Below are 26,257 nucleotides of genomic sequence, written 5' to 3'. Positions count from 1 at the left end.
TGAACTCTGCCCCGTGGGGACCGAGCCGCCTTCCGTCACACCCCGTCGGGCAGCAACGGCTCCACGTTCGGGTCCCAGACGACCGAGATGTTGAAGTGCAGGTGCCGGATCTTCAGGAACATCCGGGAATAGAGAGCGACGAACATCTCGGGACCCCGGGCCGTCGTGATGTCACCCAGGTCGAAAATGGTGTCCTCGCCCCAGCCGAACTGGCCGAGCAGGGAGGCGACCTCGTCCTTGGCGGCCTTGTCGTTGCCGCTCACGAAGACGTTGTGGTGTCCGGACAGCACCTTCGGATTCACCATGATGTCGCAGTTCATGGTGTTGAGCGTCTTCACCACCCGCGCCGTCGGGAAACGGCGCTGGATGCGCTCGCCGAGGCTGTCGTCGTTGAGAATGCCGAGCGAGGGCGGCTCCACCTCACTGGTGATGACCAGCGGGTTCGCCACATCCATGATGGTCTTGCCGGCGAGATTCTCCTCGCCGGCCGCCTCCAGCACGTCGAGCGAGATGATGCCCCGGGTGGCGTTCACGACGACGGATCCGAAGGCGGCGGCGTCGGCGAACGTACCGCCACTGGCCGACTCGCCGTTCTCCTCGACCCAATTCAGCAGATTCGCGTTGTCCGAGGTCCGCGACCCCAGACGCACTTCATGTCCGACTTCCACAAGGCGAGAAGCTATGGCCTTTCCGACCATTCCGGTGCCCAATACGCCGATGCGCATGCGATGCATCCTTCCGGTTGTCCGGCATACGAAGGCGATATCGCCCGCTCTTATTGCTAGCACCGGAAATGCGGGCCCGCCCGGGGCCGTGGCCGCCGTGCGGGAACTGTGTCAAGTCGCCGCCGGTGCTTCGTGATGACGCCCGCCACGGGCCACGGCGCACCGCCCACGATGGTGTGCCGCGCGAGGACCGCCGGGCGCCGCGACCTGACGCAGTGCGGTCGCCTCGCGCGGTGCTACGCGTGTCACGGCAGCTCAGCCGTCTAGCATGCGGCCGAGTTCTACACAGGAGGACAGACATGCTCTATCAACTGCTGGGGCAGACGGGGCTACGGGTGTCTGAACTGTTCCTCGGCGCCATGACGTTCCACGGACGGGACCGCGACGGTAATGCGCACAAGGAATACGAACGTATCGTCGAAGCCTATGCGCAGGCCGGCGGAAATGTCATCGACACCGCGGTGAACTATGGCGAAGGGGAAAGCGAGGAAATTCTCGGGGAATTACTGAAGAAGGACCGGGACCGATTCGTTCTGTCCACCAAGTACACGCTCTACCGCGACGCCTCGGACCCCAACGCCTCCGGTAATCACCGGAAGAACCTGAGGCTGTCCCTCGAGACCAGTCTCCGCCGGCTGCGGACGGACTACATCGACCTCTACTGGGTGCACATCTGGGACCCGAACACGCCGATCGAGGAGACGATGCGCGCCCTCGACGACGTGGTGCGCTCGGGGAAGGTCCTCTACCTCGGCATCTCCGACACTCCCGCCTGGGTGGTGGCGCGGGCCAACACACTGGCGGAGCAGCACGGCTGGACCCCGTTCTCGGCGGTCCAGGTGCCGTACAACCTGCTCAACCGGGACGTCGAGCGCGAGGTGCTGCCGATGGCGGAGGCGACCGGGCTGTCCGTGGCGGGCTGGGGTCCGCTGGCCAGCGGCGCCCTCTCCGGCAAGTACACCCGGCCCGACCGCAGGCCGACCGGCCCGACCCGCATGTCGGCGCAGGACATGAGTCCGCGCGACCGTGCCGTCGCGGAGGCCGTGGCCGAGGTCGCGGACGAACTGGACGCCACGCCCTCCCAGGTGGCGATCGCCTGGACGCGGGCACGGTACAGGTCGGTGCACCCGATCGTGGGCGTCCGTACGCTCGACCAGCTCACCGACAACCTGGGCGCCGCCGGCCTGTCGCTCTCCGCGGAGCAGCTGACCAGGCTGGAGGCGCCGACAGAGTTCAGCCGCGGGTTCCCGCTCGACTTCATCGAGCAGACGGCTCAGTGGGTCTACGGCTCGGTGGGGCACCGGGTCGTCCCGCGCGGTCGCTGAACACCCGGGACAGCGCGCGGAGTCGGCGCACGACGCGACGGTGGGCCGGGAGGCACCTGCCTCCCGGCCCACCGTCGTCCGGTCGCGGCCCGCGTCGCGGGCCGCGGCCGGGCAGCTCAGGCGAAGAACTCGTTGTACTCGGTGGTGCCGCTGCCGAAGATCGCGCCGCGACCCTCGACGATCTTGCCGTCGCGCCAGCGCATGACGTGCACCACGTCGATGTCGAGCTTGCGGGACGTGTCACCGGCGCGCGTGGCGGTGTTGTGCGTCAGGTCGACGCTGGTGTCGCCGAGCACGAGGGTGGCCGAACGCTCCATGACGAAGGAGTTGTCGGCGAGCGCGCCCACCTCGCCCATGAAGGAGAGGAAGTTGTCGAGGCCCTGCTTGAGGCCCGAGACCGGCGCCTCACCGGGAACCAGCCACGTCATGTCGGCATCCCAGTACTTGTCGATCTCGGCACGGTCGCCGCTCGCCAGCGCCGCGTAGGCGGCGACCACGCGCGCCTCGTCGAGACGGTGGGCGATCTGCTCGTTGGAGATGGCCTTGCCGCCGGCCACCATCTCCGCGTCCGCGACGACACCGCCGATGGACCAGGAGCCGGGCTTCACTTCCCGGATGAGGGAGAAGATGTTCGGCTTGGTGATCTCGCCGAAGACGTCGACGACCACGTTCGCGAGCCGGGTGATGACATCCGACTTCTGGTCGTCGTCGGCGAATCCCTCGACCAGGGTGAGCTCGATGATGGGCATGTGTGTCTCCTGTCTGGGTTCCGACCTAAGGGTGCGGGCCTGCTACTTGGCCCACCTGTCCGGAATGGGGGCCAAGTCGTAAGCGGCCCAGAAGAAGTTGTCGGCCGCGTACTGGTCGCTCATGTAGACCTGGACTTCCGCGATGCGCCCGTCGCGAATGCGGTAGTGCGTGCAGTTCAGCGCGTCCAGCACGGCGCCCCGGGATTCGCCGTATCCGCGGTGCACCTCGACCACGGTGTCGTCGCCCCAGGCGTCGATCTGAACGATGTCGACCTTGATTCCCGAATTGACGAGACCGCCGAAGAAGGCGATGACCTCGTCCGGTCCGTTCTTGACCCCACCGACCGGATTGCGTCCGGGCAGCGTCCATACGAGGTCCGCCGCGAAGACTTCTTCCTTCAGGAGGCTCAGGTCCCCGGTATTGAAGAGCTCATACATCCGTTCGACCAGCGCCACATTCCGCTTGGCCGGCTCATCGTCGTGCGGCACAGCTTCTCCCTTCGGCACTGCGGTTTTCTCCCGTTCAGCAGTGAACTTCCGAAGGCGTCCGGTCCGCGACAACTTGAAAGTGCTTGCCCCACACTTCTGGGAGTCGACCTGGTATTCGACAGTGCGCACCACAAAGGCCCGCACCCCTTTCACCAGGGGTACGGGCCTTCGGCGCGCGTGCGGTGACGCTCAGGTCGACTGGGGTTCGAAGTCCCAGTAGGGCCGGTTGCGGGAGCGCGCAGAGATGGTGTGGACATGCTGGTCGCCGAGGGTGGCGGCCAGGTCGGCGAGAGCCTCCTGCTCGATCTTCTCGGCCTGCTGGCGCTCCCTGAGGCCGCGCAGGTCGGCGGCGAGGGCGACGCGCGCGGACAGCGTCAGGGGGTGGGTGCGGCCGAGGGTCTCGCCGGCCTGGGTGACCGCGGTCCGGCTGAGCGCGGCGGCGCCCTCGGGGTCGCCCACGAGGTTGCGCAGGGCGGCGGCGTTGATGGCGCAGCCCAGCGTCCAGGGGTGGGCCTCCCCCACCGCGGCGGTCATGTCGGCCAGCGACTGTTCGATGAGGACGTGGGCGTGGTCCCGTTCGCCGACACTGCGCAGCACCAGGGCGTGGTTGGCGCGCACCCCGGCGATGTAGGGGTGCCCCTCGGCGAGCATCACCTCGTAGCGGGCGACGACGGACTCGCCGAGCTCCCGGGCCTGGTCGATGTCGCCGTGCTCGCGGGCGAAGCAACTGGTGGTGGTCGCGAAACGCAGTGTCTGCGGGTCGGTCTCGCCCAGGACGCGCTCGCAGCGCTCCAGGACGCGGCTGAGCATGGGTCCGGCGGTGGCGCGGTCGCCGCTGCGGTAGTGGCACAGGGCGAGGTTGTGCTCGGCGTCCAGGGTCTGCGGCCGGTCGGCGCCCATGACGATGCGGTTCTCCCGCATGTTCTTCGTCTGGATCGACGCGGCCTCGGCGTAACGGCCGAGCAGGCGCAGGTCGGTGGCGTACGAGTTCTCCGAGTTGAGCGTCCAGGGGTGGCGGGCGCGCAGCAGCAGTCTGCGTGCCTCCAGCGTCCGCCGGTCGGTGTCGAGGGCCTCCTGGTACCGGCCGAGCAGGCGCAGCGAGACCGCGAGGTTGTTCTGGGCGCCGAGGGTGCGGGAGTCCTGTTCGCCGAGGAGGTCCCGGTAGGTCACCAGGAGCCTCTGGGAGAGCGTCAGGGCCTCGTCGTACCGGGCGAGGCCGCGCAGGTCGGCGGCGAGGCCGCTGACGGCGCGGGAGTGGTCGAGGTCCTGCTCGCCGCGCTGCTCGCGCAGATGGTCGACGGCGGCACGCTCGATGGCCTCGGTGCGCTGGTAGTCGCCGACCGCGCGGAGCAGGTTGGCGTAGTGGTGGGTCAGCTCCCAGATCCTCGGGTGGTTCTCGCCGAGCAGCCTGCGCCAAGCCTTCAGGGCACGTTCGCCGAGCTTGATGCCCGCGCGGTACTCGCCCGAGATGTACATGTAGCGCAGGCAGTTGAAGACCAGCGACTGCACGGCCGGGTCCTTGCTCTGCAGGACGTCCGCGTACTTCAGGTGCGGGACGATCTCCGCGTAGCCGGGCCAGAGCCGGGTGTCGGTGGGCCGTCGGGGGTCGGCCGCGGCCAGGGCCCGCCGCACCACCTCGATGAACTCGGTGCGGTCCTCGTCGGGCATGTCCTTGTGGACGATCTGGTGGACCATGCGGTGCAGATAGAGGGACTCGCCGGAGGAGGCGGTCTCGTCGCCGGCCGACTCGTGGGACTCCAGGCGGACGACGGAGTACTGGCGGAGCTGGTTGATCGCCTTGTTCCACAGCAGCGGGTCGTTGAGGAGGCCGGCGATCTGTTCGGGGAGCTCGTCGTGCGGCATCTCCTTCAGCAGCCGCACGGGGATGAATCCGGGCGCGAAGAAGGTGCACAGGCGCAGCAGGTCCACGGACTCCGGGACGGTGTCGCGGAGCTTGTTCAGCAGTATCGACCAGGCGGTCTGGAAGGCGACCGGGAAGTCGGTCGAGATCTTGACGACGTCCTGGTCGATGCCGCCTTCGAGGAGGCCGATGTACTCCTCGACGGAGAGGGCCGAGTCGTTGAGCCAGCCGGCGGTCTGGTCGAGCAGGAGGGGCAGGTCCTCCAGTGCCTCGGCGAGCTGGTCGGCCTCGGCCTCCGAGAGCCGCGGGGCGCGCCGGCGGATGAAGGCGACCGACTCGTCGCGGTCGTAGACCGGGACCTCCAGCAGCCGGCTGTTGTGCTCGCTCCACTCGGGGTTGCGCGAGGTGATCAGGACGTGTCCGGGACCGTTGGGCACCAGGTCCCAGATCTGGTCCGGTTCGTCCGCGCCGTCCAGGATGAGCAGCCAGCGCGCGTACGGGTCGCCGCGGCGCAGCGAGTCCCGCACGGCGCGCAGCCGCTCGCCGTACTCGGCGCCGGTGCTCAGACCCAACTGGGGTGCCAGCTCGGCCAGTCGGCGCCGGTAGGTGACGCGTTTCTCGGCGTTGACCCACCACACCACGTCGTACTCGGAGCCGAAGCGGTAGACGTACTCGGCCGCCAGCTGTGTCTTGCCCACGCCGGACATGCCGTGCAGGGTGACCACGCCCGCGCCCGGCTCGGCGCCCTGGAGGAGGTGGTAGGCGTCGTTCAGGAGCGGCTCACGGCCGGTGAAGCGGGTGTTGCGGCGCGGTACTCCGCCCCACACCTCGGGCATGGCCGCGGGGAAGCGGGGGCCCTGGCGGGTGCCGTCGGCGGGGGCCGGGAGCGGGTCGGCGGGCAGGTCGAGACGGTCCAGGACGCGCCGCTCGGCCTCGTCGGCACCCATGTTGTTCAGCTCGACCGCGCCGAGGACGGCGGCGGCGGCCGGCAGGGTGCTGTTGGTGACGGAGACGGCCGCGAACCGGGCCGGATCGGGGGCGACGACCTCGCGCAGGGCGGTGTTCCACTCCTCGTGGGTGCGCGGGCCCAGCTGGAAGTACCACTCGCTGACGATGACGAGGATGCGGCCCTGGGCCAGCATCAGGTCGCGCAGCAGGTCCACGAGCGCGACTTCGGCCGGGGAGTCCCAGCGCTGGTACACGACGCGATGGCCGCGCCGCTCCAGGCGGTCCCCGATCCAGGCCGCCCAGGCCCGGTTGAAACCGGCGAAGCTGATCGTGACGGTCTGCTTCGCGGCCCCCCTCTCGGTTGGCCCGACCGGCGTACGAGCTCCAGACATGCAGCGGCCTCCCCGCGTGATTTTAGAACCTGAGCCCGGCAACAACCAGTGGCCTGCCACCAGTAGCCGCTGCCGTGGTTCGTTTCCTCAAACGCGACGATCTTCGCGCAAGGATCTTGAAACGGCTGGCATCCGGCATTATTCGGCGGGTGCATGGCGCTGCGTCCACAGGGCGCGCGCCGCCCGGACGTACGCCGCCGCCCGTGCGGCCTGGCCCCGGGGTGCCGGGCGCTCGGCCAGTCGTTCGTACACCCGGACCATCTGGTTCACGAACCTGCGTCCCGGCTCGGTGAGATCACCCGACCCCACGAGCGTCGGCAGGGCGGCTCCTACCTGCTCCTGGTAGCGCGCGTGCTGGGCCCAGGCGGCGTCCCGGTCGGCCGGGCGGTCGGTGGCGAGGGCGCGGCGCTGGAAGAAGTCGGCCAGCGCGAGATGGGAGTAGGTGCCCTGCAACAGGCCGTCGTACGGCCGCGGGTCGGGTCGCCACGGTGCGAAGTAGCGTGCGTTCGCGCTTGCGTGATGGAGCGTCAGCATGTCGGTGAGCGCGGCAAGTTTGGTGTGCTGGACCTCGTGGACGAGGGTGGCGGCCAGCGCGGTGGGCCCGGCCGGGGTGCTGCTGAGCACGGCGCCGAAGGCCTCGCGCCGGGTGACACTGCAACTGCCGCCGGGGCGTCCGCCGGGCACCGAGCCGGGCGGCGCGGACAGCGGGACCAGACAGCGCAGCAGGGACACGGCCTCCGCGAGCCGCTGCGTGCCGCCGAGTCCGAGTTCGGGCGCGGTACCCGACCAGGCGTGCAGCCAGTGCTTGCGTTCCTCGTCGTCGAGCGTCACCGGGCCGCTGAGCGTGTGGGGGCGGGACCCGCCGCGTGCGGTGCGGTAGGGGTCGAGGTCGTCCAGGGGGACGGGCACCGAGCCCGGGAGCAGACCGGGGAGCGCGTGCGCCGGGGTCCAGGCGGCGGCGTCGGACCACGCTCCGACGCCGGTCTGGAGGTGCACGACCACGTCCGCCGCGCCGGCCCTGCGGAACGTCAGGCGCCCGCGGCGGTGCACCACGTCCACCGGGGTGTCCCCCGAGGTGGGCGTGCGCAGCGCGCCGAGCGAGGGCAGCGTGAGCACGCCGTCGAGTGCGGTCAGGCGTAGCGCGAAGGCGATGCCGGCCCGCGTGGCCGCGGCGGCGGCGAGTGCCCCGAAATGGGCGAGCCCGCAGGCCAGTTCACGCGCGTCGCGGTCCGTGCGCGGCCCCGGCAGGGTACCCAGCCCGCTCAGGCAGTGCCGGGCCCACGGGCCCACGAACGGATGCAGCAGGAGGGCCCGGACGGGGGACAACGGCGGGGCGGCGAGGGCGGAGACGGCCTCGGCCGCGCCACGCACCACGGGGTCCGCGTGCACGACCGGATCCGCGTGCACCACGGGGTCCGCGTGCGGTGCGGGGTCCGGGGGCGGCCCAGGGTCTCCGTACGCCCCGAGGTCGCCCTGCGTCCAGCGATCGCCGCGCGTCCCGAGGGCGCCCCGCGTGCCGAGATCGCCGTGCGGCCCGGCGTACCCGCCCTCCGCCCGTGCGGAGGACACCGGGCACCGGTGGGCCCGGCCCGGCCGTTCCACCCGGTCGGCCTCCTCCAGGAGCGCCCAGTCGTCCCGCAACCGGGCCCGTGCCGCGGCGGAGCAGACCGCCGGGCCGGCCGCCTCCGCCGCGTCGAGCACCGCCCGCAGCAACAGCAGCCGTCGCGTGTGCTGGTCGCGGACGAGGAGCCCCAGGGTCTCGGGGCCGCCTTCGGTGCGGCCGAGTTCGGTCAGGGCCCGCTCCGGGACCGCCGGCAGGATCACGGGATGCCTCCTTCGCGAGAGGCGGGGACGGGCGCGGCCCCGGCGAGCCTCACCGCCACATGGCGGATGAAGCGCTGGAGGTCGGCGCAGTAGACGGAGGGGTTGGCGAAGCCGTGGCCGGCCCGGTATCGATGCGCGTAGTGTCCGCCGCCGCAGACGGAGAGCAGTGGGCAGGCGCGGCAGCTCGTGGCGAGCCCGGCGGAGCCGGCCTGCCGGGCCACCACACCGGGGTGACGCAGGGCGTCGTCGAAGCTGTGCCGGAAGACGTCGAGGCCGGTCTCGGCCGCTCCTTCGTAGCAGGACTTCAGCGAGTCGACCTGTTCGATCGACCCGTCGGTCTCCACCACCACGGCGTCGAAGGGGGCCAGGCCCAGCGACTCGGTGGCGGCGGGCAGCCCGAGCAGCAGCGCGACGCACTCCTCGAAGAGACGTACCCGTGTCTCCCGGCGTCCGGCTCCCCACCAGCGGTCGAAGACGGCGCACAGCCAGTCCCCGTACGGGGTTCCGGTGCCGTCCCGGCCCGGTGGCGGGGCGGACCAGTTGCCGTGCGGCAGCAGCAGGTCCAGAGCCGGTGGCCGCAGCGCGAGCAGGGACTCGTAGACCTCGACGGGGTCGGTCGTGGGGTCCACGACGGTGAGGATGCCGGCGTACGCCTCGGGGTGGCGGTCGGCGATCAGACGGGCGCCGCGCGCGGCGGCGGGCCAGGACGGGCGCCCGGCGCGGTCGGTGCGCAGCGCGTTGTGGGCGGGCAGGCCGCCGTCCAGGCTGATCCCGACACGGATGCCGTGCCGGGCGAGGACGGCGAGCCGCCGCTCGTCGAGCAGGGTGGCGTTCGTCTGGACGGTGGCGTGGACGGCACAGGCGTCGGGAACACGGGCCCGCACGAGACCGGTGAAGCGTGCGAGCGTGTCCGCGCCCGCGAGCAGCGGCTCGCCGCCGTGCAGCACCAGGGAGACAGCCGTGGCCCGGTGGGCGCGGGCGTGTTCGCCGATGCGTCCCGCGGTCCGCTCCAGCACGGCGGCCGAGGCGGCGGCGGGGCGGGTGCGCCAGCCGCGGTCGGGGCCTTCGTAGAGGTAGCAGTAGCGGCAGGCGAGGTTGCAGCGGCCGTGCATCTTCACGATGAACTGCCGGAAGGGGAACGGCGGTTCGGGAGTACTCACGCGGCCGCGCGGGACCGGGGAGCGCGCCGGCGACCCGGCGGACGCCACCTGCGCCGTGGCGGCTGCGGGAGCCGGAGTACCGGTGGGTGTCGGAGTACCGGTGAGGCGGCCCGGAGCCCCCGTGCGGGGCGCGGGCGCGGCAGGGGCCGCAGGGGTGGCGGGTGTCGTCGGGATCACGGAGGTCACCTCGTCAGACACTCCGGCACCCCCATGCTGTCCGGCCCGCGGCTTCGACCGTACGGTCCGTGCCACGGGCCCCTGCCCGTACAGAGCGCCATCCCCCGGCGGTCCGTACGGGGCGCCATTCCCTGACAGGGGCCCGACACAAACGCGGCACGTTGGAACTTGTCCGGTTCAACCACAGCGCCGACCGGAACTGACGCTTAATGAGCGAAGATTGACCGCTTTTCGCTCGGCTCACCGGCCTCGTGCGCCCGTCAGAACGCGTTGTTGAACCCCCACAGCATCTCGCTCGGCTGCCCGGCCCGGTCCCTCAGCTCCGTCAGCACCTCGGCCAGCACCGGGTGCTGGATCGTCCTGAGATCGGCGAGGTCCAGCTCCAGCAGGTCCGGCAGTTCCTCCGGAGCCGGCAGGTCCGCCGGGCCGGGCAGCCGCTCCGCGGCGACGTCGCAATCCAGTGCTTCGTCCCGTGCACCCATGTCCTCCCCCTCATCCTCACTCGCCCCGGCGGCCGCCGGTACGCGCTCCCTCACTCCAGCTCGGCCAGTCGCTGAGCCGTCTGCCGGGCCGTCGGCTCGCCCGTGCGCACGGCGCCGTCCGGCAGCCGGGACCACTCGCCCCTGGCGGCCCGGTAGGCCTCCCTCGCGGCTCGCGGACGCGCCGCCGCCTCGTAGGACATACCCCGCCAGTGGTGCGCCTGCGCACCCAGCTCCACGGCCTCCTGGCGCCGCCGGTCCGTCTCCGCGTCCTCCTCGGCCTCACGCGCCGACTCCGCCGCCGCGCGGAAGGCGTCGATGGCCTCGTCGAGCCGCGCCGGCCGGCCGAGGCTCTGGTACGCCTCGAACTGCGCCTGCCCGAGCTCCAGCCAGCAGCGCGCGGCCGTCAGCGGTTCGCCGGCCTCCAGGGCCGCGAGCCCGAAGAGGTGCTCGGCCTCCCTCAGGTCCACCCGGTCGCCGCGGACCCGGTAGCGCAGCATCAGGGCACGGCCCAGGAGCAGCAGGCGGTGCGCCAGCTCCGCGCTGCCCGCCGGGGTCTCGGTCCGGCAGTCCCGCAGCACCCGGATGGCCCGGGAGAGCGTCTCCCGCGTGCCGTCGCCGTCGTCCAGCACGGCGCGGCGCAGCAGCGCCTCGCCCCATTCGGCGAGCACGTCCGCGTGCGCGGGGGCGTCCCGGGGCACGCCGCGCGCAGCGTGCTCGAACCGCTCCGCGGCGTCCTGGAGTTCACGCGGGTCGCCCGACTCGCCGTAGCGCGCGACCTTGATGCGCCCGGCACGGACGGCCAGTTGCGCGCGCAGCCCCTGTTCACGGGTCAGGCCCAGCGCCTCGTCGACATGGGCCTGCGCGTCGTCCAGCGCGCCGCCCGACTTCAGGAGCGCGTCGACCAGGTCGAGGAGCACGCGGACACGTTCGCGCGGGGTCTCGGCCCCGGCCGGCCGGTCGCCCTCGGGCTCCGACTCCAGGGCGGCCCGCAGGGAGCGCGCGCCCTGTTCCGCGTACAGCCTGGCCTGCTCGTGGTCGGGCGTGGCCCGCGACAGGTGCAGCAGCACACGGCCGTGCGCCAGCGGGAGTTCGGGCGGCCGGTGGCGCCGGTCGGGCCAGGCGTCCGCGAACGCCTCCAGCATCCCGACCGCGCCCTGGAGCAACGCGCTGTCGCCGCCGAGGCGCCACTGGGCCTCCAGCGCTCGCACCCGCTCCAGGGTGAGCCGCAGCGCCTCCGCGGCGTCCAGACCGGGTGCCGCGCAGGCCACCGCGTACTCGCGGTCGGCGCGGCGCAGCAGGTCGAGCGCGCCGCGCCGGTCCCCGCGCCGCCTGCGGTCGGTGGCGGCGGCGTGCAGCACCCGCGCCAGTACCGCCCGCTCGCGCAGGGCCCGTGGGTGCGCGACGGCCCGCTCGGCGGCGGTCTCCGCCTCGCGCAGCAGCTCGGCGCCGCCCTGCACCTCCCACAGCCGCAGCAGGCAGTTGGCGTACTCGGCCCACAGCTCCGGGTCGGCGCCGGCGGGCCGTTCGTGCTCGGTGGCACCGCGCAGGAACTGCACGGCGTCGATGAGGTCCTGCACCATCCCGTCCGTGTCGAACTGCTCGACGAGGGTGCGGGCCCGGATCACCGCCGTGTGCGTGGGCCGCTCGTCGGTCAGGTCCGCGCGGCCCCGGCCGCCGTACAGCGCGAACTGCTCGGGCAGCGGCATGAACCGCTCCAGGACCCGGGCGGCGACCTCCGCGAAGGGCTGCGGGACCAGCGTGGTGCCGCCGTTGTCGCCGTTGTCCCCGTGGCCGCCCGGATATCCGGTGCCCGGCGCGTAGGGCCGCCCGGAGCCGCCGTCGCCGAGCTGCGCCAGCGCGAGGGCCGGGAAGTTCGGGCCGCCCTTGCCGAAGCGGTACTCGATGTACTCCGAGCAGTGTTTGAGCACCAGCATGGCCTCGTCGCGGCCCAGCGGCGACAGCAGCGCCTCCTGCACGCCGGGCGCGAACTCGTACCACTGGGTGCCGTCCGCGCCGTGCTCCTCCGCCTTGGCGCGCGACACCAGGCCGCTGAGCAGCACCTCCGCGAGCTCGGACGGTCCGGAGTCGGGCAGCATGGTCCGCTGCACCAGCTGCATCACCGGCAGGCTGAGCGGGGCCGCGGCCAGATAGCCGGCGAGGCGTCCGGCCGCCTTCGAGGCGTTCGAGCGGAACCGGCTGACCAGTTCGAGGGCGGACAGCCGTCGGCCGGGGCGGGCGGCCCGGGCGGGCGGATGGTCGTGGCGCACCCAGCCGACGGCTCCGGCCACGGGTCCCGCGCCCGCACCGGACAGCAGGCGGGCCCAGGCACCGAGCGCGGCGGGCTCGGGCGGCAGGACGGGCACGGGGAGCGCCCCGGCGCGGGCCTCGGGCGGGCTGCCGGCCGGCAGCCGGACTCTGAGCGTCGCGGCGCCCGCGAGGGCCTCGCCGCGCGTCAGGTCCCCGTACGAGACGGGCAGCCGGGTGCGGTTCCACATGCGCTGCGGCAGGGGCTGGAGCACGGCGGCCGGGCCCAGCCGGGACAGGTGGTGCAGCAGCCGGTGGGCGTGCCCGCTGTGCCACAGGGGGCCCGCGCAGTCACTGACCAGGAGGGTGATCCGGCGGCCGGTGGGGTCGCTGAGCCGGTCGGCGGAGTGCAGGGGGGCCGCGCCGGGCTCGGCGCTGCGGCTGACGGCGGGCTCGCCGTCCGGCCCCTGGTGCAGATGACTGACCTCTATGTCCCAGAAGGCACCCAACTGGCCGAAGACCTGCTCCAGTTCGGCGAACATCCGGTCCCAGACACGCATCGACGAGGAGGCGTCCATCACCAGCTGGAGCGCCGCGTCGGCCCGGGTCACGCCGCGGAACACCGGCAGGACGAGTCCGCCGGCCCGCGCGCTCAGCTCCGCCGTCGCCGTCTCGTCGAGGACCGTGCGCAGGGGTGGTGCCGCGGTGCGGTACCCCTGCAAGGGGCGTAATGCGCGCTGGAGTTCGAGCGGGGAGGGGAACGCGGGGGCCGCGGGAACCCCGACCGGGAGCACCGTCACCCGGCCCTGTCCGTACCCCCGGGGCGCGCCGTCCCGCGGCACCGGGTAGAGGGCGACGCGCCGGTCCGCGCTCTCGTCCTGCGGCGGTGGCTCGGGCCGGTCGTCCGTCACGGGCGGGACGGCATCGCGCGGGTCCGCGCGTTCCGGCACCGGGTCGCGCCCCGCCCCCGGCGTCGTACCGGTGGGCGCGCCTTGGCCCGCCGGTGGTTCGGCGGCGTCGGTGGGACGTGCCCAGCGGGCGAGCCACAGCGTGTCGCAGAGCTGTCCGGCGTCCGGGTCGAGACCGATCTGCCGCATCCTGGCGACCAGCTCGGCGATCGGATCACCGCCGGAGCCGGTCACGGGTCCGCCGGAGCCGGACGGTCCGGCGGGCCCGGACGGCGTGGCGGGCCCGGACGGACCGGCAGAGTCGGCGGGCCCGGACGGACCGTCGGGTCCGGGGGGTACGGCAGGCACGGCGGGCTCGGGCCCGTGGCGCGCCGCGGCATCAGGCATCAGGCATCACCTCGGACGGTCGAGTCGCTGGATGAGGAGATCCGCGAGCCGGTCACGACTGGGCGGTGCCGCCGCGTCGGTGAGGTAGATGGCGTTCAACAACTGGTCGGCGGCGACGAGTTCGCTGCGCGAGCGCTCCAGGAAGTGGGTGATGAGGTCGTCCCCGGCCCGCGCCGCCTCGTCGCCCAGGTGCGCGCGTACGAAGGTGGCGAGCCGCTTGTGGTCGGGCCGGCCCAGTTCGAGGTGGATGCAGCGGCGCATCAGCGGGGCGGGGAAATCGCGCTCGCCATTGCTGGTGAGCACCACGAACGGGAAGGCGCGGCAGCGCACCCGGCCGTCGCGCACCTTCGCCTTGGTGCCGTCCGCGGTGAGCACCTCGGCCTCGCCGCCGGGCAGCCGGTCGGCGACACGCTCCAGCTCGGGGATGGCGAACTCGCCCTCTTCCAGCACGTTCAGAAGGTCGTTGGGCAGGTCGATGTCGCTCTTGTCGAGCTCGTCGATGAGCAGCACCCGCGGAGTGTCGGAGGGCAGCAGCGCGGTGCCGAGCGGGCCGAGGCGGATGTAGCTGCCGATGCCCTCGACGGAGCCGGGCGCCCCGGGAGTGGCCGGATCGCTGCCCAGCGGTGCGGCGATCTGGACGTCCTGGAGCCGGGCGATCGCGTCGTAGTGGTACAGCCCGTCCTGGAGGCTGGACCGGCTGACGATCGGCCAGCGCAGCACGTTGCCCAGGCCCAGTTCGTACGCCACCGAGTGCGCGAGCGTGCTCTTGCCCGCCCCGGGGCTGCCGGTGACCAGCAGCGGGCGGCGCAGATAGAGCGCCGCGTTGATCATTTCGAGTTCCTCGGCGCCGGGCCGGTGCAGTTCGGCCAGGTGCCGGTGCGCGCCGAGCCTGCGGTCCTCGGAGCCGTCGCCGTCACTCCCGGCCGTGTCCCGGCTCGCGAAGTCCCGCCACGGAGGCGGTGCGGGGAGACGGGCCAGGCCGTCATGGGGTTCGCCGGCGCCTCGATAGATGAGCCACTCACTGGATTCGGTCATTGCCCAGCCCTCGTCGTCACTCGACCCCCCACGGCAGCCGTCGATCGTGCTTCACCGTATCGACCCTCGGTGACCGCCGTAAGGGCCCGGAAGGGGCTCCTGACGGTGACTCGGTGCGGCCCTCCCCCGGTTCCTCCGGCGGTCGCGGTCACGGCGCCTCCAACAGATCCCCGGCCCCCGGCAGAGGCCGGCGCGGATCGTCGTAGAACAGGGCGATTCCGTCGGCCCAGAAGGTCTCCGGCTTGCCCGCCCACAGTCCGGCGCGCAGCGCGTGCACCAGCTCCGGGAGCCGGTCCGCGCTGCCCGCACCGGCCACCGTGTCCCCGGCCCTTCGGTGGAACTCCCCGCATACTGCGTCGAGTTGGCCCCGCCAGCGCCGCCACAGGGCGACTCCGTACCCGCCGTGCACGATCCGCACGAGCGCCACGGGGTCGCCGTCGAAGCGGTGGTCGCCGTAGCGGCACAGCACCGGGATCGTCCTGTGCGGCAGCCCGCGCAGCCACTCTCCGGGCGGCACGGGTACCCGCAACCCGTCCTCGCAGTCGAGGACTTCGGCCCGTGCGCCGTAGGCATGGATCCACCGCCATCTGGCCTCCCGCTCGTCCTGCTCGTCGTCCGGGGCGAATTCCTTCCCGCCGACCGCGAAGAGGGCGTCTCCGTCAGGAAGTTGTTCGCGGTCGGCGCAGCGCACGACGACGGGCCGGTGGGCGCCGAGCGGAGGCTCGTCCGGCCCGAGCTCCCAGGCGTCGACGTCGAGACCGAGGAGCAGATGGGGCAGCGCGACCTGGAGGTCCGCGGGCCGCCCCGGTTCGTCGCACTGGCGGAACGCCTCCGCGAGCGGCTGGGCGAGGACACCGGGCAGATCCTCCAGCGGGGCCCGCTCGCCGTCGCGCAGGCGCGCCACCTCACCGGTCGGGTGGCCCACCGAGACGTGCCAGTCGCAGCGGCCTGGTTCCCAGCCGAGCTGCTCCAGTTCGAGCAGGACGAACATGCGGGGCGCGCGATCGGCCGCATGCGCCGCCGCGCGCGCCGCCCGTGCATCGGCCGGGGACGGGTCGCGCCGCGGCACCTGGAGCCGCTCGATCCACTGCTGACTCAGTCGCCGCCGGTACGCCGGGCCCGGGCGGCCCTCCGCGATCTGCCGCACCCACTCCCACAGCGCCCGCTCGGCGGCCTGGGTGCCCGGGGTGACGAAGGGACGCTCGGCGGACATGGCCCGCATCGCGTAGTCGAGGACGAGTTCCAGGGCGCCGTCCTGGCGCGAGCTCTCGTACAGCGCCCCCAGGGCGTCGCGCCAGCCGCGCGGCGCCGGATGCGGGATCGCGGCCCGGCCGCCGAGGAGCGATTCGAGCAGACCGAGCAGGGAGCGGGTGCTGACCGGGGGCGGCAGGTCGGCCAGCCTGCCGAGCAGCTGGGTCCGCTCCTCCGGGCTGAGCGCCCGCCCGGGCCGCGCACCGAGCTCGTTCTGCACGTCGGCCCAGGTGCTGCGGGCGGTGTCGGGGTGCCGCTGCCGGTCGCGGTGGTAGCGGTCGTGGGCATGGAAGACGGCCTGATAGACGTCGTCGTGCTCGGCCAGCACCTCGTCCGCCGGCACGGGCAGGGACCGTAACTGCTCCACTCCCGTGCAGGTGCCGCCGAGGCCGCGGTCCGCCTGGGACTTCAGGACGCCGACGACCTCCCCGCGCGCGAGATCGACGACCGGCCCGCCGGAGACGCCGGGCGGCAGCACGTCGCCGCCCAGCCGGATCTGCTCGTCGTCCGACCAGCCGCCGAGGGTCCCCTGGACCTTGCACGTCCCGCTGAGCCGGCGCAGCTCGCCGCCGACCACGGACCAGCCCGAGTAGAGGACGACCGCCTCCTCGTAGTACGCGGCGGGCCGCTCGGTGACATAGGCGCAGTCGTGGTCCACGGGCTCGCGCAGCCGCACGAGCGCGAGGTCCGGGGCCGGCCACGTGCCCCGGACGGGACGCTCGGCGTGCTCCGGGAGGGCCGCCGCGACCTCGCCCGCCACGGCGGACGTACCCCGGCCCGGCCCCGTCTCGTAGACCACCGTCACCTCGCCCCCCTCGCCGCTCCGAGCCACGTGCGCGCAGGTCAGAACCCAGTTCGGAGCGAGGAAGAAGCCGCTCCCGAGGAACGTGCCGGGTTCGTCCAGGGCATACCCGGAGCCCGCGCGATGGATGCGCACCGTGGCCGCCATGACGAGATCACGCAGCGCACGGTGAGCGTTCCCGGGGCCGCCCGGTGCGCCCGGGGCGTGCCCGTCCGTCATGCCCCGCCCCCGGCGGAGGAGTCACCGGAGCCGCCGTGCGCCGGGGCGCCGGGGGACGCGCCCGCGTGCGGGCCGGCCCTCCCGTCCACCCGGGCGTTCGCGTCGGCAGCCGTGGCGCGTGTGTCGCCCCCGGTGCCGTCGAGGTCCGGCGGGCCGCCGTTCCATGTGAGCGTCACCGTGATCCCGGCCTTGGCCTCCCCGTCGGCGAGCAGGCCGACGACCTTGCCGGCCTTCGCCGTCAGTTCGATCCCGAACTCCACGCTGACCTCGTCCGGCCGCACGGCGCGCAGCGGCGCGGCCAGCGAACGCGCCACTCCCGTGATCACCGACTGGAGACTCTCGACCTGCGCCTCGATCCGTTCACCGAACCCGGTGTCCGTGAAGGACAGCTCGCCCGAGGACAGCTCCAGTTCCTCCGCCCCCGAGATCCGTGCCCACACCGGTGTCCCGTCCGGCAACTCGATCCGTGCGATCCGGGTCACTGCGTCACCCATGGCATCCCCCGTTCCCCCACGCCCCCGTGGTACCGCCGACCTTGCAGGCTAGCCGCAGGGGAGCGCCCACGACAGAGGACCTCCGCGCGCCACCCGCCCCACCTATCCTTTTCCCAGCGTTGCACTTCACTTTCACCGACGGAGCACCATCCATGTACTTCACCGACCGTGGCATCGAGGAACTTGAGAAGCGGCGCGGCGAGGAAGAGGTCACCTTCGAGTGGCTCGCCGAGCAGCTGCGCACGTTCGTCGACCTCAACCCGGACTTCGAGGTGCCCGTGGAGCGGCTGGCGACCTGGCTGGCACGCCTGGACGACGAGGACGACGAGGAGTAGCCCGGAGGTTCCCCGGGCCCCTGCCCCGGGCCGGGCAGCAGTGCCGGACACGGCGCCTGCGGCCCGCCTGTGCCGCCTGTGCCGCCTGCGGGAATGGGGCCCGCCGCCCGAAGGGACGACGGACCCCGCCGTTCACCGCTGCGTCCACCAGACGAGGCCGGTCACCGCGGCCGCGCCGACCGCGGACGTCAGGCCCTGGACCAGGCCGTGACCGGCGGTGCGGCCCAAGGACCGCAGACCGCTTCGTCGCTTCACCCGGAGGCCTCGCCCGACGTGGGACGAGGGCGAGGTGTCTGTCGGACGCCCGTGAACCGGGCAGATCGATGTGTCTTCCGGGTCACTCGTAGCATCGGGTTTGCAACCCATGGTTCTCTCCCTGATCGGTGGAGCTGTTGGGCTACGCACGCGGCCCCCTGTGAGCGCAGGGGGCCGCACCTGTCTCGTCCTCCCTTCGTCGGAGCGTCGGACCACGCGTGACGGCACCTGTGAGCGCAGGGCCGCGGCGAAGGGGACTCGACATCCCTTTCCTGCAAGGCTGTTGCCGCCGGCGGGACCGTACCGGGTGATCGGCACGGCAATCAGGTGTCGCAGCCGGCCCTCCAGCAGGTGTCCGGTATCGGGCAGCGGCCGGTACGGGTCGTCGTAGAACAGGGCGACGTCGTCGGCCCAGAGAGTCACCGACCGGCCTTCCCACCGGTGGAAATCCCCGCACACGGCGTCGGGCCGGCCCCTTCACGGCACGACCCGGGGCCGCCCTGCACGATGTGTGCGACAAGGCACTCCCCTCTGGTCGTCGTGAAGCCGGTCCCCCTGGTGGCAGAGCACCGGCACCCGTCCCGCGGATCCGCGGGCACAGGTCGGAACCCAGTTCGGAGCGACGAACAAGCCACTTCCGAGGAACGTGCCGGGTTCGACCGGGGTATACCCGGAGCCCGGGCGACGGGTGCGCACCGTGGCCGCCACGACGAGATCGCACAGCGCACGGCGACGGGTCCCGAGACTGCTCCGTGCCCCCGGGGAACCCGCTGTCGCAGCGCCTGCTCCGCGGGCGTGTGGCCCCGACCGCGCCGGGACCTGTGGTCCCGAGTCAGTCGAAGGCGCGCAGCCGGTCGTAGGCCAGACCGAGACCGCCGTGGACCGTCAGGAGCGCTCCCGCGGCGATCCACCCGGCGCTTCGCCGCCGCACGCCCCAGACGGTGAGCGGGAGGCCTGCGCCGACTTCGGCGGAGGCCAGGACGCGTGCCCTCGTGCCACGGAGCCAGGGCCCCAGGACTCCGTCCTCGGCCGTGCCGGGTTCCGCGCGCACGGCCGCGCTCCGACGGTCCCAGTCCGTCTGCTCGGCACCGGGCAGGATGCGGGCCACCTCACGGAGCCGGTCCACGGGCACCCCGGGACCGAGCCCGGCGGGGAGCACCATTCCCGTGCGCGTGAGGACGGCGAGGAGGGCCCGCACGCGCGCGTGCCCGTCGGCACCGGGGTCGGGCTTCGTCAGGTGCTCCAGGTCCTGCATGTCCAGCACCGGGTCCAGGCCGAGCCGGGCGGCGAAGGTGCGCATCGCCTCGTCCTCGCCGACCGGGGTGCCGTCCGCCAGCCATTCGTAGCCCACGGGGCGGCGGAACCCCGAGGCCAGGGTGCAGCCGCTGCGGTCGGCGTCCCACCACAGGGCCAGTACGGGCCAGGAGGTGCTGACGGCCAGGGCCGCGGCCCACCCGGTGAGAACCCGGTCGACGGGTTCGGCGCCGTGGCGCCAGGGACCGCCCTCCGGCACCAGCACGCTCCACTCGGGTCCGGCGCCGGCGAGCAGCATCCGCTCGTGCAGCAGCCGGGCGGCGGGACCGACGGACGCGGGGTGCGCACGGCACAGGAGCAGGGCACCGGGACCTTGGGCCGAGGGCTCACCGGACGCAGTCGACATGGTCACACTTTAGGACGATTTGCCCACTTCAAACCGCACTTGACCCCCAGAACGGGTGTCTTGACTTTCGCGATCCGCGATATATCGTGAATGACAGAAGACGCGATATGGCGCGTCGCGTTCGGGCTCACGTGGGGGTCCGGCCCGGTCGAGGAGGTCTGCACCATGTCCGAGTGGTCCGTCGCAGAGCCGCAGAAGCTCTCCTTCGACGACCCGGTGACGGCACTGCACGTGCGCGTCGTCAACGGAACGGTGAACGTCGTGGGCACCGACGAGGGTTCCGCCCGCCTGGAGGTCTCCGACCTGGAGGGCCCGCCGATCCGGGTGACCCAGCAGGACGGCACCCTCACCGTGGCGTACGAGGACCTTCCTTGGAAGGGCTTCCTCAAGTGGCTCGACCGCCAGGGCTGGCGGCGTGACGTGGTGGTCTCGCTCGCCGTCCCCAGCGACACCCGGGTCGAGGTCGGGGTGGTGGGCGCGGCCGCCGTGGTCTCCGGGATGGACGGGCGCGTCGAGGTGAAGGGCGTCACCGGCGACACGACGCTCGTCCGCGTCGCCGGGCCCGTGCGTGTGGACACGGTGTCCGGGAATCTGGAGGCGCAGGCCGTCACGGGCGACCTCCGCTTCAACTCCGTCTCCGGCGACCTGACCGTGGTCGAGGGCTCCGGGGCATCCGTGCGCGCCGACTCGGTGAGCGGCTCGATGATCGTGGATCTCGACCCCACGGGCACCCCGACGAACGTCCAGCTGACGAACGTATCGGGCGAGATCGCCATCCGCCTCCCGCATCCGGCGGACGCGGAGGTGGAGGCGAACACCGCGAGCGGTACCGTCTCCAACGCCTTCGAGGACCTCAGGGTCAGCGGACAGTGGGGCGCCAAGAAGATCACCGGCAGGCTCGGCGCGGGCAATGGCAGGCTGAAGGCGATCACCGCCTCCGGCTCCATCGCACTGCTGCGCAGGCCACCGGCGGAGGACGATCCGTACGACGACGGCCCGGAGCCGCTCGACGACACCCCGGTCGAGGCCCCCGCGGACACCGTGGCCCAGACCCCGGCCGACGACACGGTTACCGACGACACCGCAGCCGACGACACCGCAGCCGATGACCCCACTCCGACGGCCGGCACCACCCCGTCCGACGCATCGACCGCCGACAAGGACGCATCGACCGACAAGAAGGTGCTCTGACATGCCTCCCGTCTTCGCCCACGGCCGTCTGCGCCTCTACCTCCTCAAACTGCTGGACGAGGCCCCGCGCCACGGGTACGAGGTGATCCGGCTCCTGGAGGAGCGTTTCCAGGGTCTGTACGCACCGTCGGCCGGCACCGTGTACCCGCGGCTGGCCAAGCTGGAGGCGGAGGGGCTGGTCACCCACACCACCGAGGGCGGCCGCAAGGTGTACGCGATCACGGACGCCGGCCGCGCCGAGCTGGCCGACCGCAGCGGCGAACTGGCCGATCTGGAGCTGGAGATCCGCGAGTCGGTGGCGGAGCTCGCGGCGGAGATCCGCGCCGACGTCCGAGGCGCCGCGGGCGACCTGCGCCGCGAGATGCGGGCCGCGGCCACGGAGGCCAGGCGGGGCCCGAAGGGCGGCGGGGCGAAGGAGCGCGACGGCTCCACGGGCGACTTCGGCGGCATCGGCGACTTCCAGGACAAGGAGTCGTGGCGGGCCGCGAAGGAGGAGATGCGGCGCGTCCGCCAGGAGTGGAAGGAACAGGCCCGCCGCGCCAAGGACGAGAGCCGCCGCGCCCGCGACGAGGCCCAGCGCGCCCGCCGCCAGGCCAAGGAGGCCCAGGAGAGGGCCCGCGCCCAGGCGCAGGAGGAGATGCAGCGGATGGCCAAGCGGGTCCAGGAGCAGGTCCAGGACCATTTCGCCCGCGGCGACTGGCCCACGGGCGTTCGTGAGGGCCTGAGTGAACTGGCCAAGGAGTTCGGCGAGTTCGGCAAGAACTTCGGAAAGGACTTCGGCTTCGGCCGCACCCCGTCCGGGGCGCCCACGGATCCGGAGTACACGGACACACCGAAGGACTTCCCCGCCGACTACGAACCTTCATGGGCCCACGAGGAGTCCACCGGCAACCCGGCCCGCGATCTCGACCGCCTACTGGACCGCTTCCGCGACGACATCCGCGACGCCTCCCGCGACCACGGGGTCACGGAGGAGCAACTGCGGGAGGCCCGCCGCCACCTGTCGACGGCGGCGGCCCACATCGGTGCGGCGCTGCGGGGGCCGCTCGCCTCCGGCGAGCGCTGACCTCGGGACCATCACCCTGCCCCGGCCCCCGGCATTGCGGATCGCCGACCCCGGGGCGGGTAGGGGCCGTCGACCCCGGTGGTTCGCGCCGCCGGGGTCGAGTGGGGTGACCTGGCCCGGTGGGGGCAGGGCTTCCCGCCCCCACGTGGCCCGAGGCGGCCCGGGCCACCCGGGCCAACAGAGTCACGGGGATCGACAGAGGCGCCCGAGCACCACCCAAGCCGCTCCAGCCGCCCGAGCCGCGCGGGCGACCCAGCCACCCAGCCAGGCTGCCACCCAGCCAGGCTGCCCGGCTGCCGGACGGCCGGGCCCCGAATCCCCGAATCCCCGGGTCCCCGGCCCCCCTCTACCCCAGGCCCGTCCGAGCCATCCAAGGCACGGGATGTCCGCCCCGCTGGAGTCGATGCCCGCTCCACCATCTCCGCGTGACGCGAGAGCGGACCCGGACGGCGGCCTGACGCGGGGACCGGGCAAGCGGTGGGCGGCCTCGGTCTCGGAGGTGCCCTACGCCCCCGGACCTCACCCCGCCTCGGCCGCGCCCCCGTCGCCGTACAGCACCCGCGTCACCGACTCGTACGTCACCCCGTGGTCGGCGAGGACCTCCGTGGCGACACCGCCGCGCGCGGTGAGTGCCATGAGCAGGTGCTCGTCACCGATGTGCCGGTCCCGGCGGGCATGGGCCATCCTCAGGGACTGCACCAGCACCCCCTTGGCCTCCGGCGCGAAGGGCCGCCGCCGCATCCGCCGCCCGTCCCCGGACTTCGCCCCCGCTCCGGATCCCGGCTCCAACGCGCCCTCCCCGTGCGCCTCCTCGACCCGGGAGACGATCTCCGACAGATCGATACCGAGCCCGGAGAGGGCCTCGGCGTCGGCACGGGACAGGCCACCGCGACGGCGCGCCTCGGCGAGGTCGTGCTCGACCGAGTCCCGGCGGTCGGCGAGACCGAGCGCGGCCAGGGCGAAGGAGCCCCGGCTGCCCTCCCGGTCGAGGAGCGCGAGCAGCATGTGCTCCTCCGCCACGGTGTCGGCGCCCGTTCGCTCGGAGTGCAGCACCGCCCCCTCGACGACGGCACGTGCATCCTTCGTGAACCGCTCGAACATCACTGCCTCCCGTACTTCTTGTGCACGGCCTGCCTGCTCACTCCGAGTTCCGCGGCGATCTCCTGCCAGGACCAGCCCTGATTGCGCGCACTGCGCACCTGTACCGCCTCCAGCTGCTCCAGCAGCCTCCGCAGCGCGGAGACGGCCCGCAGCCCGATCCGCGGATCGCGATCACCCGCGCGCTCGGCGAGATCCGTTGCTTCGGTCATGATGTCAACTTACGTTGACACGCCCCTTCATGTCAACCATAGTTGACACATGCCGACGGCCGGCCCGGGAATCCGGACCGGCCGTGAAGGAAGCGCGACAGAAGAAGAGGGAACGTCAGCCGTTCGTCAGCACGATCTTCCCGAACTGGTCGCCCGACTCGAGGCGTTCGAACCCCTCGCGGGCACGGTCGAGCGGAAGCACCTCGTCGATGACGGGACGCACACCGGTCGCGGCGCAGAAGGACAGCAGGTCCTCCAACTCGTCCTTGGTGCCCATCGTGGAACCGACGACCTTGAGTTCGAGGAAGAAGATGCGCGTCAGCTCGGCGTGGGACGGCCGGTCGCCGCTGGTGGCGCCCGAGATGACCAGACTGCCGCCGGGGCGCAGCGACTTCACCGAGTGCGACCAGGTGGCCGCGCCGACCGTCTCGATGACGGCGTCCACGCGCTGCGGCAGCCGCGCGCCGGACTCGAAGGCCTCGACGGCTCCCAGCTCGACGGCCCGCTTCCGCTTGGCCTCGTCCCGGCTGGTGGCGAACATCCGCAGCCCCGCGGCCTTCCCGAGCACGATCGCGGCGGTGGCCACGCCGCCGCCCGCGCCCTGCACGAGCACGGAGTCGCCGGGCCGCACCCCGGCGTTGGTGAACAGCATGCGGTACGCCGTCAGCCAGGCGGTCGGCAGACAGGCGGCCTCCTCGAAGGACAGCTCCTTGGGCTTCGGGAGGACGTTCCACGTCGGGACGGAGACCTGCTCGGCGAAGGTGCCCTGGTAGCGCTCGGTGAGGATGGAACGGGGCTCGTCGGGGCCGACCCCGTGTCCGCTCTGGCCGATGACGGAGTGCAGCACGACCTCGTTGCCGTCCTCGTCGACTCCGGCGGCGTCACAGCCGAGGATCATCGGCAGCTTGTCCTCGGCCAGGCCGACCCCGCGCAGGGACCACAGGTCGTGGTGGTTCAGCGAGGCGGCCCGTACGTTCACGGTGGTCCAGCCCGGCCTCTTCTCCGGGGCCGGGCGCTCCCCCAACTCCAGGCCGCTCAGCGGCTGGTCACGGTCGATTCGGGCGGCATAGGCAGCGAACATGACCTTGACGATAGGCTCCGCCCCCGCCGCACGGAACCATGTCCCGGTGTGACACAGGTCCCGCCACGCCCGGCGGCACGCCTCCCCACGTCTCTCGGCCCTCCGCCCCTGCCCGTCCCGTGCCCCTGGGGGCTCCGCCCCCAGACCCCCGATCGGCCTGGACGGCCCCGTCCTCAATCGCCGGACAGGCTGAAATCAGCCTCGCCGGCGTTTGAGGAGCGGGGCAAGATGCAGCCCCTCCGGCGTTTGAGGAGCGGGGTCCGGGGCGGAGCCCCGGGGACGGGACGGGCAGGGGCGGAGGGGGCGAAACACCACCCGCCCGGACCAACCCCCGGGCGAAGAGCCCAGCCGGACCGACCGCCCGGCGGGAAAGGACCCGGTCCCACGGACCCCCCGGGAAGGCACCGGACTCACCGGCCCTGGGAGAGGAACCCGACCGCCCCGGGAAAGGAAAGGGCCCCGCCGGGACAACCCGGCGGGGCCACAGCGCGCACCGCGTCAGCGGCGACGCGTCCCGTCAGCGTCGAGCCACACCCTCGGCCCGCGCGGCCGCGGCGACCGCCGCGGTGACCGCCGGAGCGACCCGCTCGTCGAACGGCGAGGGGATCACGTAGTCGGCGGAGAGGTCGTCCCCGACGACCGCGGCCAGCGCATCGGCCGCCGCGATCTTCATTCCCTCGGTGATCCGGGACGCCCGCACCTGGAGCGCTCCGGCGAAGATGCCGGGGAAGGCCAGCACGTTGTTGATCTGGTTCGGGAAGTCCGACCGCCCGGTCGCGACGACGGCCGCGTACTTGTGGGCGATGTCGGGGTGGACCTCGGGATTCGGGTTGGCCATGGCGAAGACGAACGCGCCCTCGGCCATCGAGGCCACCGCCGGCTCCGGCACCGTACCGCCGGAGACGCCGATGAAGACGTCGGCGCCCGCCAGGGCGGACTCCAGCGACCCGCTGATCCCGGCCTTGTTGGTGATCTCCGCCAGCTCACGCTTGACGTCCGTCAGGTCGTCCCGGTCGCGCGACACGACGCCCTTGCGGTCCGCGACGGCGACGTCGCCGAGCCCCGCCTCCAGCAGGAACTTGGCGATCGCGACCCCGGCCGCACCGGCGCCGGAGATCACCGCACGCAGGTCGCCGAGCGAGCGCCCGGTCAGCTTCGCGGCGTTCCGCAGGGCCGCGAGGGTGACCACCGCGGTCCCGTGCTGGTCGTCGTGGAAGACGGGAATGTCCAGCCGCTCCTGGAGCTTCCGCTCGATCTCGAAGCACCGCGGTGCCGAGATGTCCTCCAGGTTGACGCCACCGAAGGAGGGAGCGAGCCGTGCCACGGTCTCGACGATCTCGTCGACGCCCGTGCAGTCGAGCGCGATCGGGACGGCGTCCACGCCGCCGAACTGCTTGAAAAGAATCGCCTTGCCCTCCATGACCGGGAGGGAGGCCTCGGGACCGATGTCCCCGAGACCCAGGACAGCCGTCCCGTCCGTCACCACGGCGACGACGGACGACTTCCAGGTGTAGTCATGGACGAGTTCGGGCTGCTCGGCGATCGCGCTGCACACTTTCGCGACGCCGGGCGTGTACGCCAGGGACAGGTCGTCCTTGTCACGGACGGGCACGGTGGCCTGCACGGCCATCTTGCCGCCGCGGTGCAGCGCGAATGCGGGATCGAAGGAATCGAGGGGCTCGGCCCCTCCGTCTTGATCCGTATTGCTGTCGCTGCGAGGATTGACGATCTCCGCTGCCACTTTGTTTTACCCCTTAAATCTTCATGGGTTGAGGGTGACCACTCCTGGTTGAGGGGTGGGCGGGCACCGCGCAGACCCTGCCGCCGTGATTGCGTACGGGCCGTGCGCGACGGGCGCGCCGCACACGCGCCCTGAGCCCCGGATGA

At 72.7% G+C, this 26,257-nt stretch carries 21 protein-coding genes; 4 read left to right on the top strand and 17 right to left on the bottom strand.

Going from position 1 to position 26,257, the window contains the following annotated elements; all coding sequences use genetic code 11:
• Nucleotides 1–35: 35 nt before the first annotated feature.
• Nucleotides 36–725, bottom strand: a complete 690-nt coding sequence (locus tag BKI49_RS25415) for an NADPH-dependent F420 reductase (protein WP_095936589.1) — start codon at nucleotides 723–725, stop codon at nucleotides 36–38.
• A gap of 299 nt (nucleotides 726–1,024) precedes the next feature.
• On the opposite strand from BKI49_RS25415, the gene BKI49_RS25410 reads away from it, so the two are divergent.
• A complete protein-coding gene (locus BKI49_RS25410; protein WP_095936588.1) occupies nucleotides 1,025–2,050 on the top strand; it encodes an aldo/keto reductase in 1,026 nt (341 codons plus the stop codon).
• Nucleotides 2,051–2,166: 116 nt separating this feature from the next.
• Here BKI49_RS25410 and BKI49_RS25405 read toward each other — a convergent pair whose 3' ends face one another.
• The 10 genes from BKI49_RS25405 to BKI49_RS25360 all read right to left on the bottom strand — a co-directional run bounded on the left by BKI49_RS25405 (nucleotide 2,167) and on the right by BKI49_RS25360 (nucleotide 17,472).
• Nucleotides 2,167–2,799, bottom strand: coding sequence for a nuclear transport factor 2 family protein (locus tag BKI49_RS25405; RefSeq protein ID WP_051370789.1), 633 nt, complete (start codon nucleotides 2,797–2,799; stop codon nucleotides 2,167–2,169).
• Between the two features lie 42 nt (nucleotides 2,800–2,841).
• Complete coding sequence (locus tag BKI49_RS25400) at nucleotides 2,842–3,288, bottom strand: nuclear transport factor 2 family protein (RefSeq protein ID WP_095936587.1); 447 nt, start codon at nucleotides 3,286–3,288, stop codon at nucleotides 2,842–2,844.
• A 189-nt stretch (nucleotides 3,289–3,477) separates the two neighbouring features.
• The gene (fxsT, locus tag BKI49_RS25395) at nucleotides 3,478–6,489 is read right to left on the bottom strand and encodes an FxSxx-COOH system tetratricopeptide repeat protein (RefSeq protein WP_095936586.1); all 3,012 of its coding nucleotides are present in this window, start codon (nucleotides 6,487–6,489) and stop codon (nucleotides 3,478–3,480) included.
• A 138-nt stretch (nucleotides 6,490–6,627) separates the two neighbouring features.
• The gene (locus BKI49_RS25390) at nucleotides 6,628–8,310 is read right to left on the bottom strand and encodes an aKG-HExxH-type peptide beta-hydroxylase (RefSeq protein ID WP_095936753.1); all 1,683 of its coding nucleotides are present in this window, start codon (nucleotides 8,308–8,310) and stop codon (nucleotides 6,628–6,630) included.
• The gene (locus tag BKI49_RS25385) at nucleotides 8,310–9,473 is read right to left on the bottom strand and encodes an FxsB family cyclophane-forming radical SAM/SPASM peptide maturase (protein ID WP_095936752.1); all 1,164 of its coding nucleotides are present in this window, start codon (nucleotides 9,471–9,473) and stop codon (nucleotides 8,310–8,312) included. The genes BKI49_RS25390 and BKI49_RS25385 overlap by 1 nt, the downstream gene beginning before the upstream one ends.
• A gap of 437 nt (nucleotides 9,474–9,910) precedes the next feature.
• Nucleotides 9,911–10,132, bottom strand: coding sequence for an FxSxx-COOH cyclophane-containing RiPP peptide (fxsA, locus tag BKI49_RS25380; RefSeq protein WP_095936585.1), 222 nt, complete (start codon nucleotides 10,130–10,132; stop codon nucleotides 9,911–9,913).
• Between the two features lie 50 nt (nucleotides 10,133–10,182).
• The gene (locus BKI49_RS25375; RefSeq protein WP_373557587.1) at nucleotides 10,183–13,671 is read right to left on the bottom strand and encodes an SAV_2336 N-terminal domain-related protein; all 3,489 of its coding nucleotides are present in this window, start codon (nucleotides 13,669–13,671) and stop codon (nucleotides 10,183–10,185) included.
• Between the two features lie 6 nt (nucleotides 13,672–13,677).
• The gene (locus BKI49_RS25370) at nucleotides 13,678–14,706 is read right to left on the bottom strand and encodes an AAA family ATPase (protein ID WP_095936584.1); all 1,029 of its coding nucleotides are present in this window, start codon (nucleotides 14,704–14,706) and stop codon (nucleotides 13,678–13,680) included.
• Between the two features lie 148 nt (nucleotides 14,707–14,854).
• Entirely contained in the window at nucleotides 14,855–16,978 is a 2,124-nt protein-coding gene (locus tag BKI49_RS25365; protein ID WP_095936583.1) for a VMAP-C domain-containing protein, read from the bottom strand.
• Nucleotides 16,975–17,472, bottom strand: a complete 498-nt coding sequence (locus tag BKI49_RS25360) for a CU044_2847 family protein (protein WP_095936582.1) — start codon at nucleotides 17,470–17,472, stop codon at nucleotides 16,975–16,977. Before BKI49_RS25360 ends, BKI49_RS25365 begins: the two co-directional genes overlap by 4 nt.
• A 152-nt stretch (nucleotides 17,473–17,624) precedes the next feature.
• Between BKI49_RS25360 and BKI49_RS25355 the strand changes: the two genes are divergently transcribed.
• Nucleotides 17,625–17,807 carry a DUF6104 family protein gene (locus BKI49_RS25355; protein ID WP_005312030.1) on the top strand — a complete coding sequence of 61 codons (183 nt, stop codon included), beginning with the start codon at nucleotides 17,625–17,627 and terminating at the stop codon, nucleotides 17,805–17,807.
• 132 nt (nucleotides 17,808–17,939) lie between these two features.
• Here the strand turns inward: BKI49_RS25355 and BKI49_RS35995 are convergent, their stop codons facing one another.
• On the bottom strand, nucleotides 17,940–18,062 hold the full coding sequence (locus BKI49_RS35995) for a hypothetical protein (protein WP_257004949.1): 123 nt from the start codon (nucleotides 18,060–18,062) through the stop codon (nucleotides 17,940–17,942).
• A gap of 832 nt (nucleotides 18,063–18,894) precedes the next feature.
• A complete protein-coding gene (locus BKI49_RS25345) occupies nucleotides 18,895–19,722 on the bottom strand; it encodes a hypothetical protein (RefSeq protein ID WP_095936580.1) in 828 nt (275 codons plus the stop codon).
• Nucleotides 19,723–19,887: 165 nt separating this feature from the next.
• Here BKI49_RS25345 and BKI49_RS25340 point away from each other — a divergent pair, with 165 nt between their 5' ends.
• Nucleotides 19,888–20,913, top strand: a complete 1,026-nt coding sequence (locus BKI49_RS25340; RefSeq protein ID WP_095936579.1) for a DUF4097 family beta strand repeat-containing protein — start codon at nucleotides 19,888–19,890, stop codon at nucleotides 20,911–20,913.
• 1 nt (nucleotide 20,914) lies between these two features.
• Nucleotides 20,915–21,979, top strand: a complete 1,065-nt coding sequence (locus BKI49_RS25335; protein ID WP_095936578.1) for a PadR family transcriptional regulator — start codon at nucleotides 20,915–20,917, stop codon at nucleotides 21,977–21,979.
• Between the two features lie 519 nt (nucleotides 21,980–22,498).
• On the opposite strand, the gene BKI49_RS25330 is transcribed toward BKI49_RS25335, so the two are convergent.
• From BKI49_RS25330 to BKI49_RS25315, 4 genes are all read right to left on the bottom strand, one after another.
• A complete protein-coding gene (locus BKI49_RS25330; protein ID WP_095936577.1) occupies nucleotides 22,499–23,080 on the bottom strand; it encodes a Clp protease N-terminal domain-containing protein in 582 nt (193 codons plus the stop codon).
• On the bottom strand, nucleotides 23,080–23,289 hold the full coding sequence (locus BKI49_RS25325; protein ID WP_010984411.1) for a helix-turn-helix domain-containing protein: 210 nt from the start codon (nucleotides 23,287–23,289) through the stop codon (nucleotides 23,080–23,082). The genes BKI49_RS25330 and BKI49_RS25325 overlap by 1 nt, the downstream gene beginning before the upstream one ends.
• 115 nt (nucleotides 23,290–23,404) lie before the next feature.
• A complete protein-coding gene (locus BKI49_RS25320) occupies nucleotides 23,405–24,370 on the bottom strand; it encodes a zinc-binding dehydrogenase (RefSeq protein ID WP_095936576.1) in 966 nt (321 codons plus the stop codon).
• 517 nt (nucleotides 24,371–24,887) lie between these two features.
• Complete coding sequence (locus BKI49_RS25315) at nucleotides 24,888–26,111, bottom strand: NAD(P)-dependent malic enzyme (protein ID WP_095936575.1); 1,224 nt, start codon at nucleotides 26,109–26,111, stop codon at nucleotides 24,888–24,890.
• Nucleotides 26,112–26,257: the final 146 nt, after the last annotated feature.

Source organism: Streptomyces sp. Tue6028 (assembly GCF_002300165.1).
GTDB classification, from domain to species: domain Bacteria; phylum Actinomycetota; class Actinomycetes; order Streptomycetales; family Streptomycetaceae; genus Streptomyces; species Streptomyces siamensis.
This window is presented reverse-complemented; position numbering and strand designations above follow the sequence as displayed.

Excerpts from the sequence above, each read along its gene's own strand:
- BKI49_RS25325 (WP_010984411.1), bottom strand. The coding sequence starts at position 23,289 with ATGACCGAAGCAACGGATCTCGCCGAGCGCGCGGGTGATCGCGATCCG.
- BKI49_RS25355 (WP_005312030.1), top strand. The coding sequence starts at position 17,625 with ATGTACTTCACCGACCGTGGCATCGAGGAACTTGAGAAGCGGCGCGGC.
- BKI49_RS25405 (WP_051370789.1), bottom strand. The coding sequence starts at position 2,799 with ATGCCCATCATCGAGCTCACCCTGGTCGAGGGATTCGCCGACGACGAC.
- BKI49_RS25415 (WP_095936589.1), bottom strand. The coding sequence starts at position 725 with ATGCGCATCGGCGTATTGGGCACCGGAATGGTCGGAAAGGCCATAGCT.
- BKI49_RS25330 (WP_095936577.1), bottom strand. The coding sequence starts at position 23,080 with ATGTTCGAGCGGTTCACGAAGGATGCACGTGCCGTCGTCGAGGGGGCG.
- BKI49_RS25335 (WP_095936578.1), top strand. The coding sequence starts at position 20,915 with ATGCCTCCCGTCTTCGCCCACGGCCGTCTGCGCCTCTACCTCCTCAAA.
- BKI49_RS25365 (WP_095936583.1), bottom strand. The coding sequence starts at position 16,978 with ATGACGGACGGGCACGCCCCGGGCGCACCGGGCGGCCCCGGGAACGCT.
- BKI49_RS25340 (WP_095936579.1), top strand. The coding sequence starts at position 19,888 with ATGTCCGAGTGGTCCGTCGCAGAGCCGCAGAAGCTCTCCTTCGACGAC.
- BKI49_RS25370 (WP_095936584.1), bottom strand. The coding sequence starts at position 14,706 with ATGACCGAATCCAGTGAGTGGCTCATCTATCGAGGCGCCGGCGAACCC.
- BKI49_RS25320 (WP_095936576.1), bottom strand. The coding sequence starts at position 24,370 with ATGTTCGCTGCCTATGCCGCCCGAATCGACCGTGACCAGCCGCTGAGC.
- BKI49_RS25345 (WP_095936580.1), bottom strand. The coding sequence starts at position 19,722 with ATGTCGACTGCGTCCGGTGAGCCCTCGGCCCAAGGTCCCGGTGCCCTG.
- BKI49_RS25410 (WP_095936588.1), top strand. The coding sequence starts at position 1,025 with ATGCTCTATCAACTGCTGGGGCAGACGGGGCTACGGGTGTCTGAACTG.
- fxsT (WP_095936586.1), bottom strand. The coding sequence starts at position 6,489 with ATGTCTGGAGCTCGTACGCCGGTCGGGCCAACCGAGAGGGGGGCCGCG.
- fxsA (WP_095936585.1), bottom strand. The coding sequence starts at position 10,132 with ATGGGTGCACGGGACGAAGCACTGGATTGCGACGTCGCCGCGGAGCGG.
- BKI49_RS25360 (WP_095936582.1), bottom strand. The coding sequence starts at position 17,472 with ATGGGTGACGCAGTGACCCGGATCGCACGGATCGAGTTGCCGGACGGG.
- BKI49_RS25375 (WP_373557587.1), bottom strand. The coding sequence starts at position 13,671 with ATGCCTGATGCCGCGGCGCGCCACGGGCCCGAGCCCGCCGTGCCTGCC.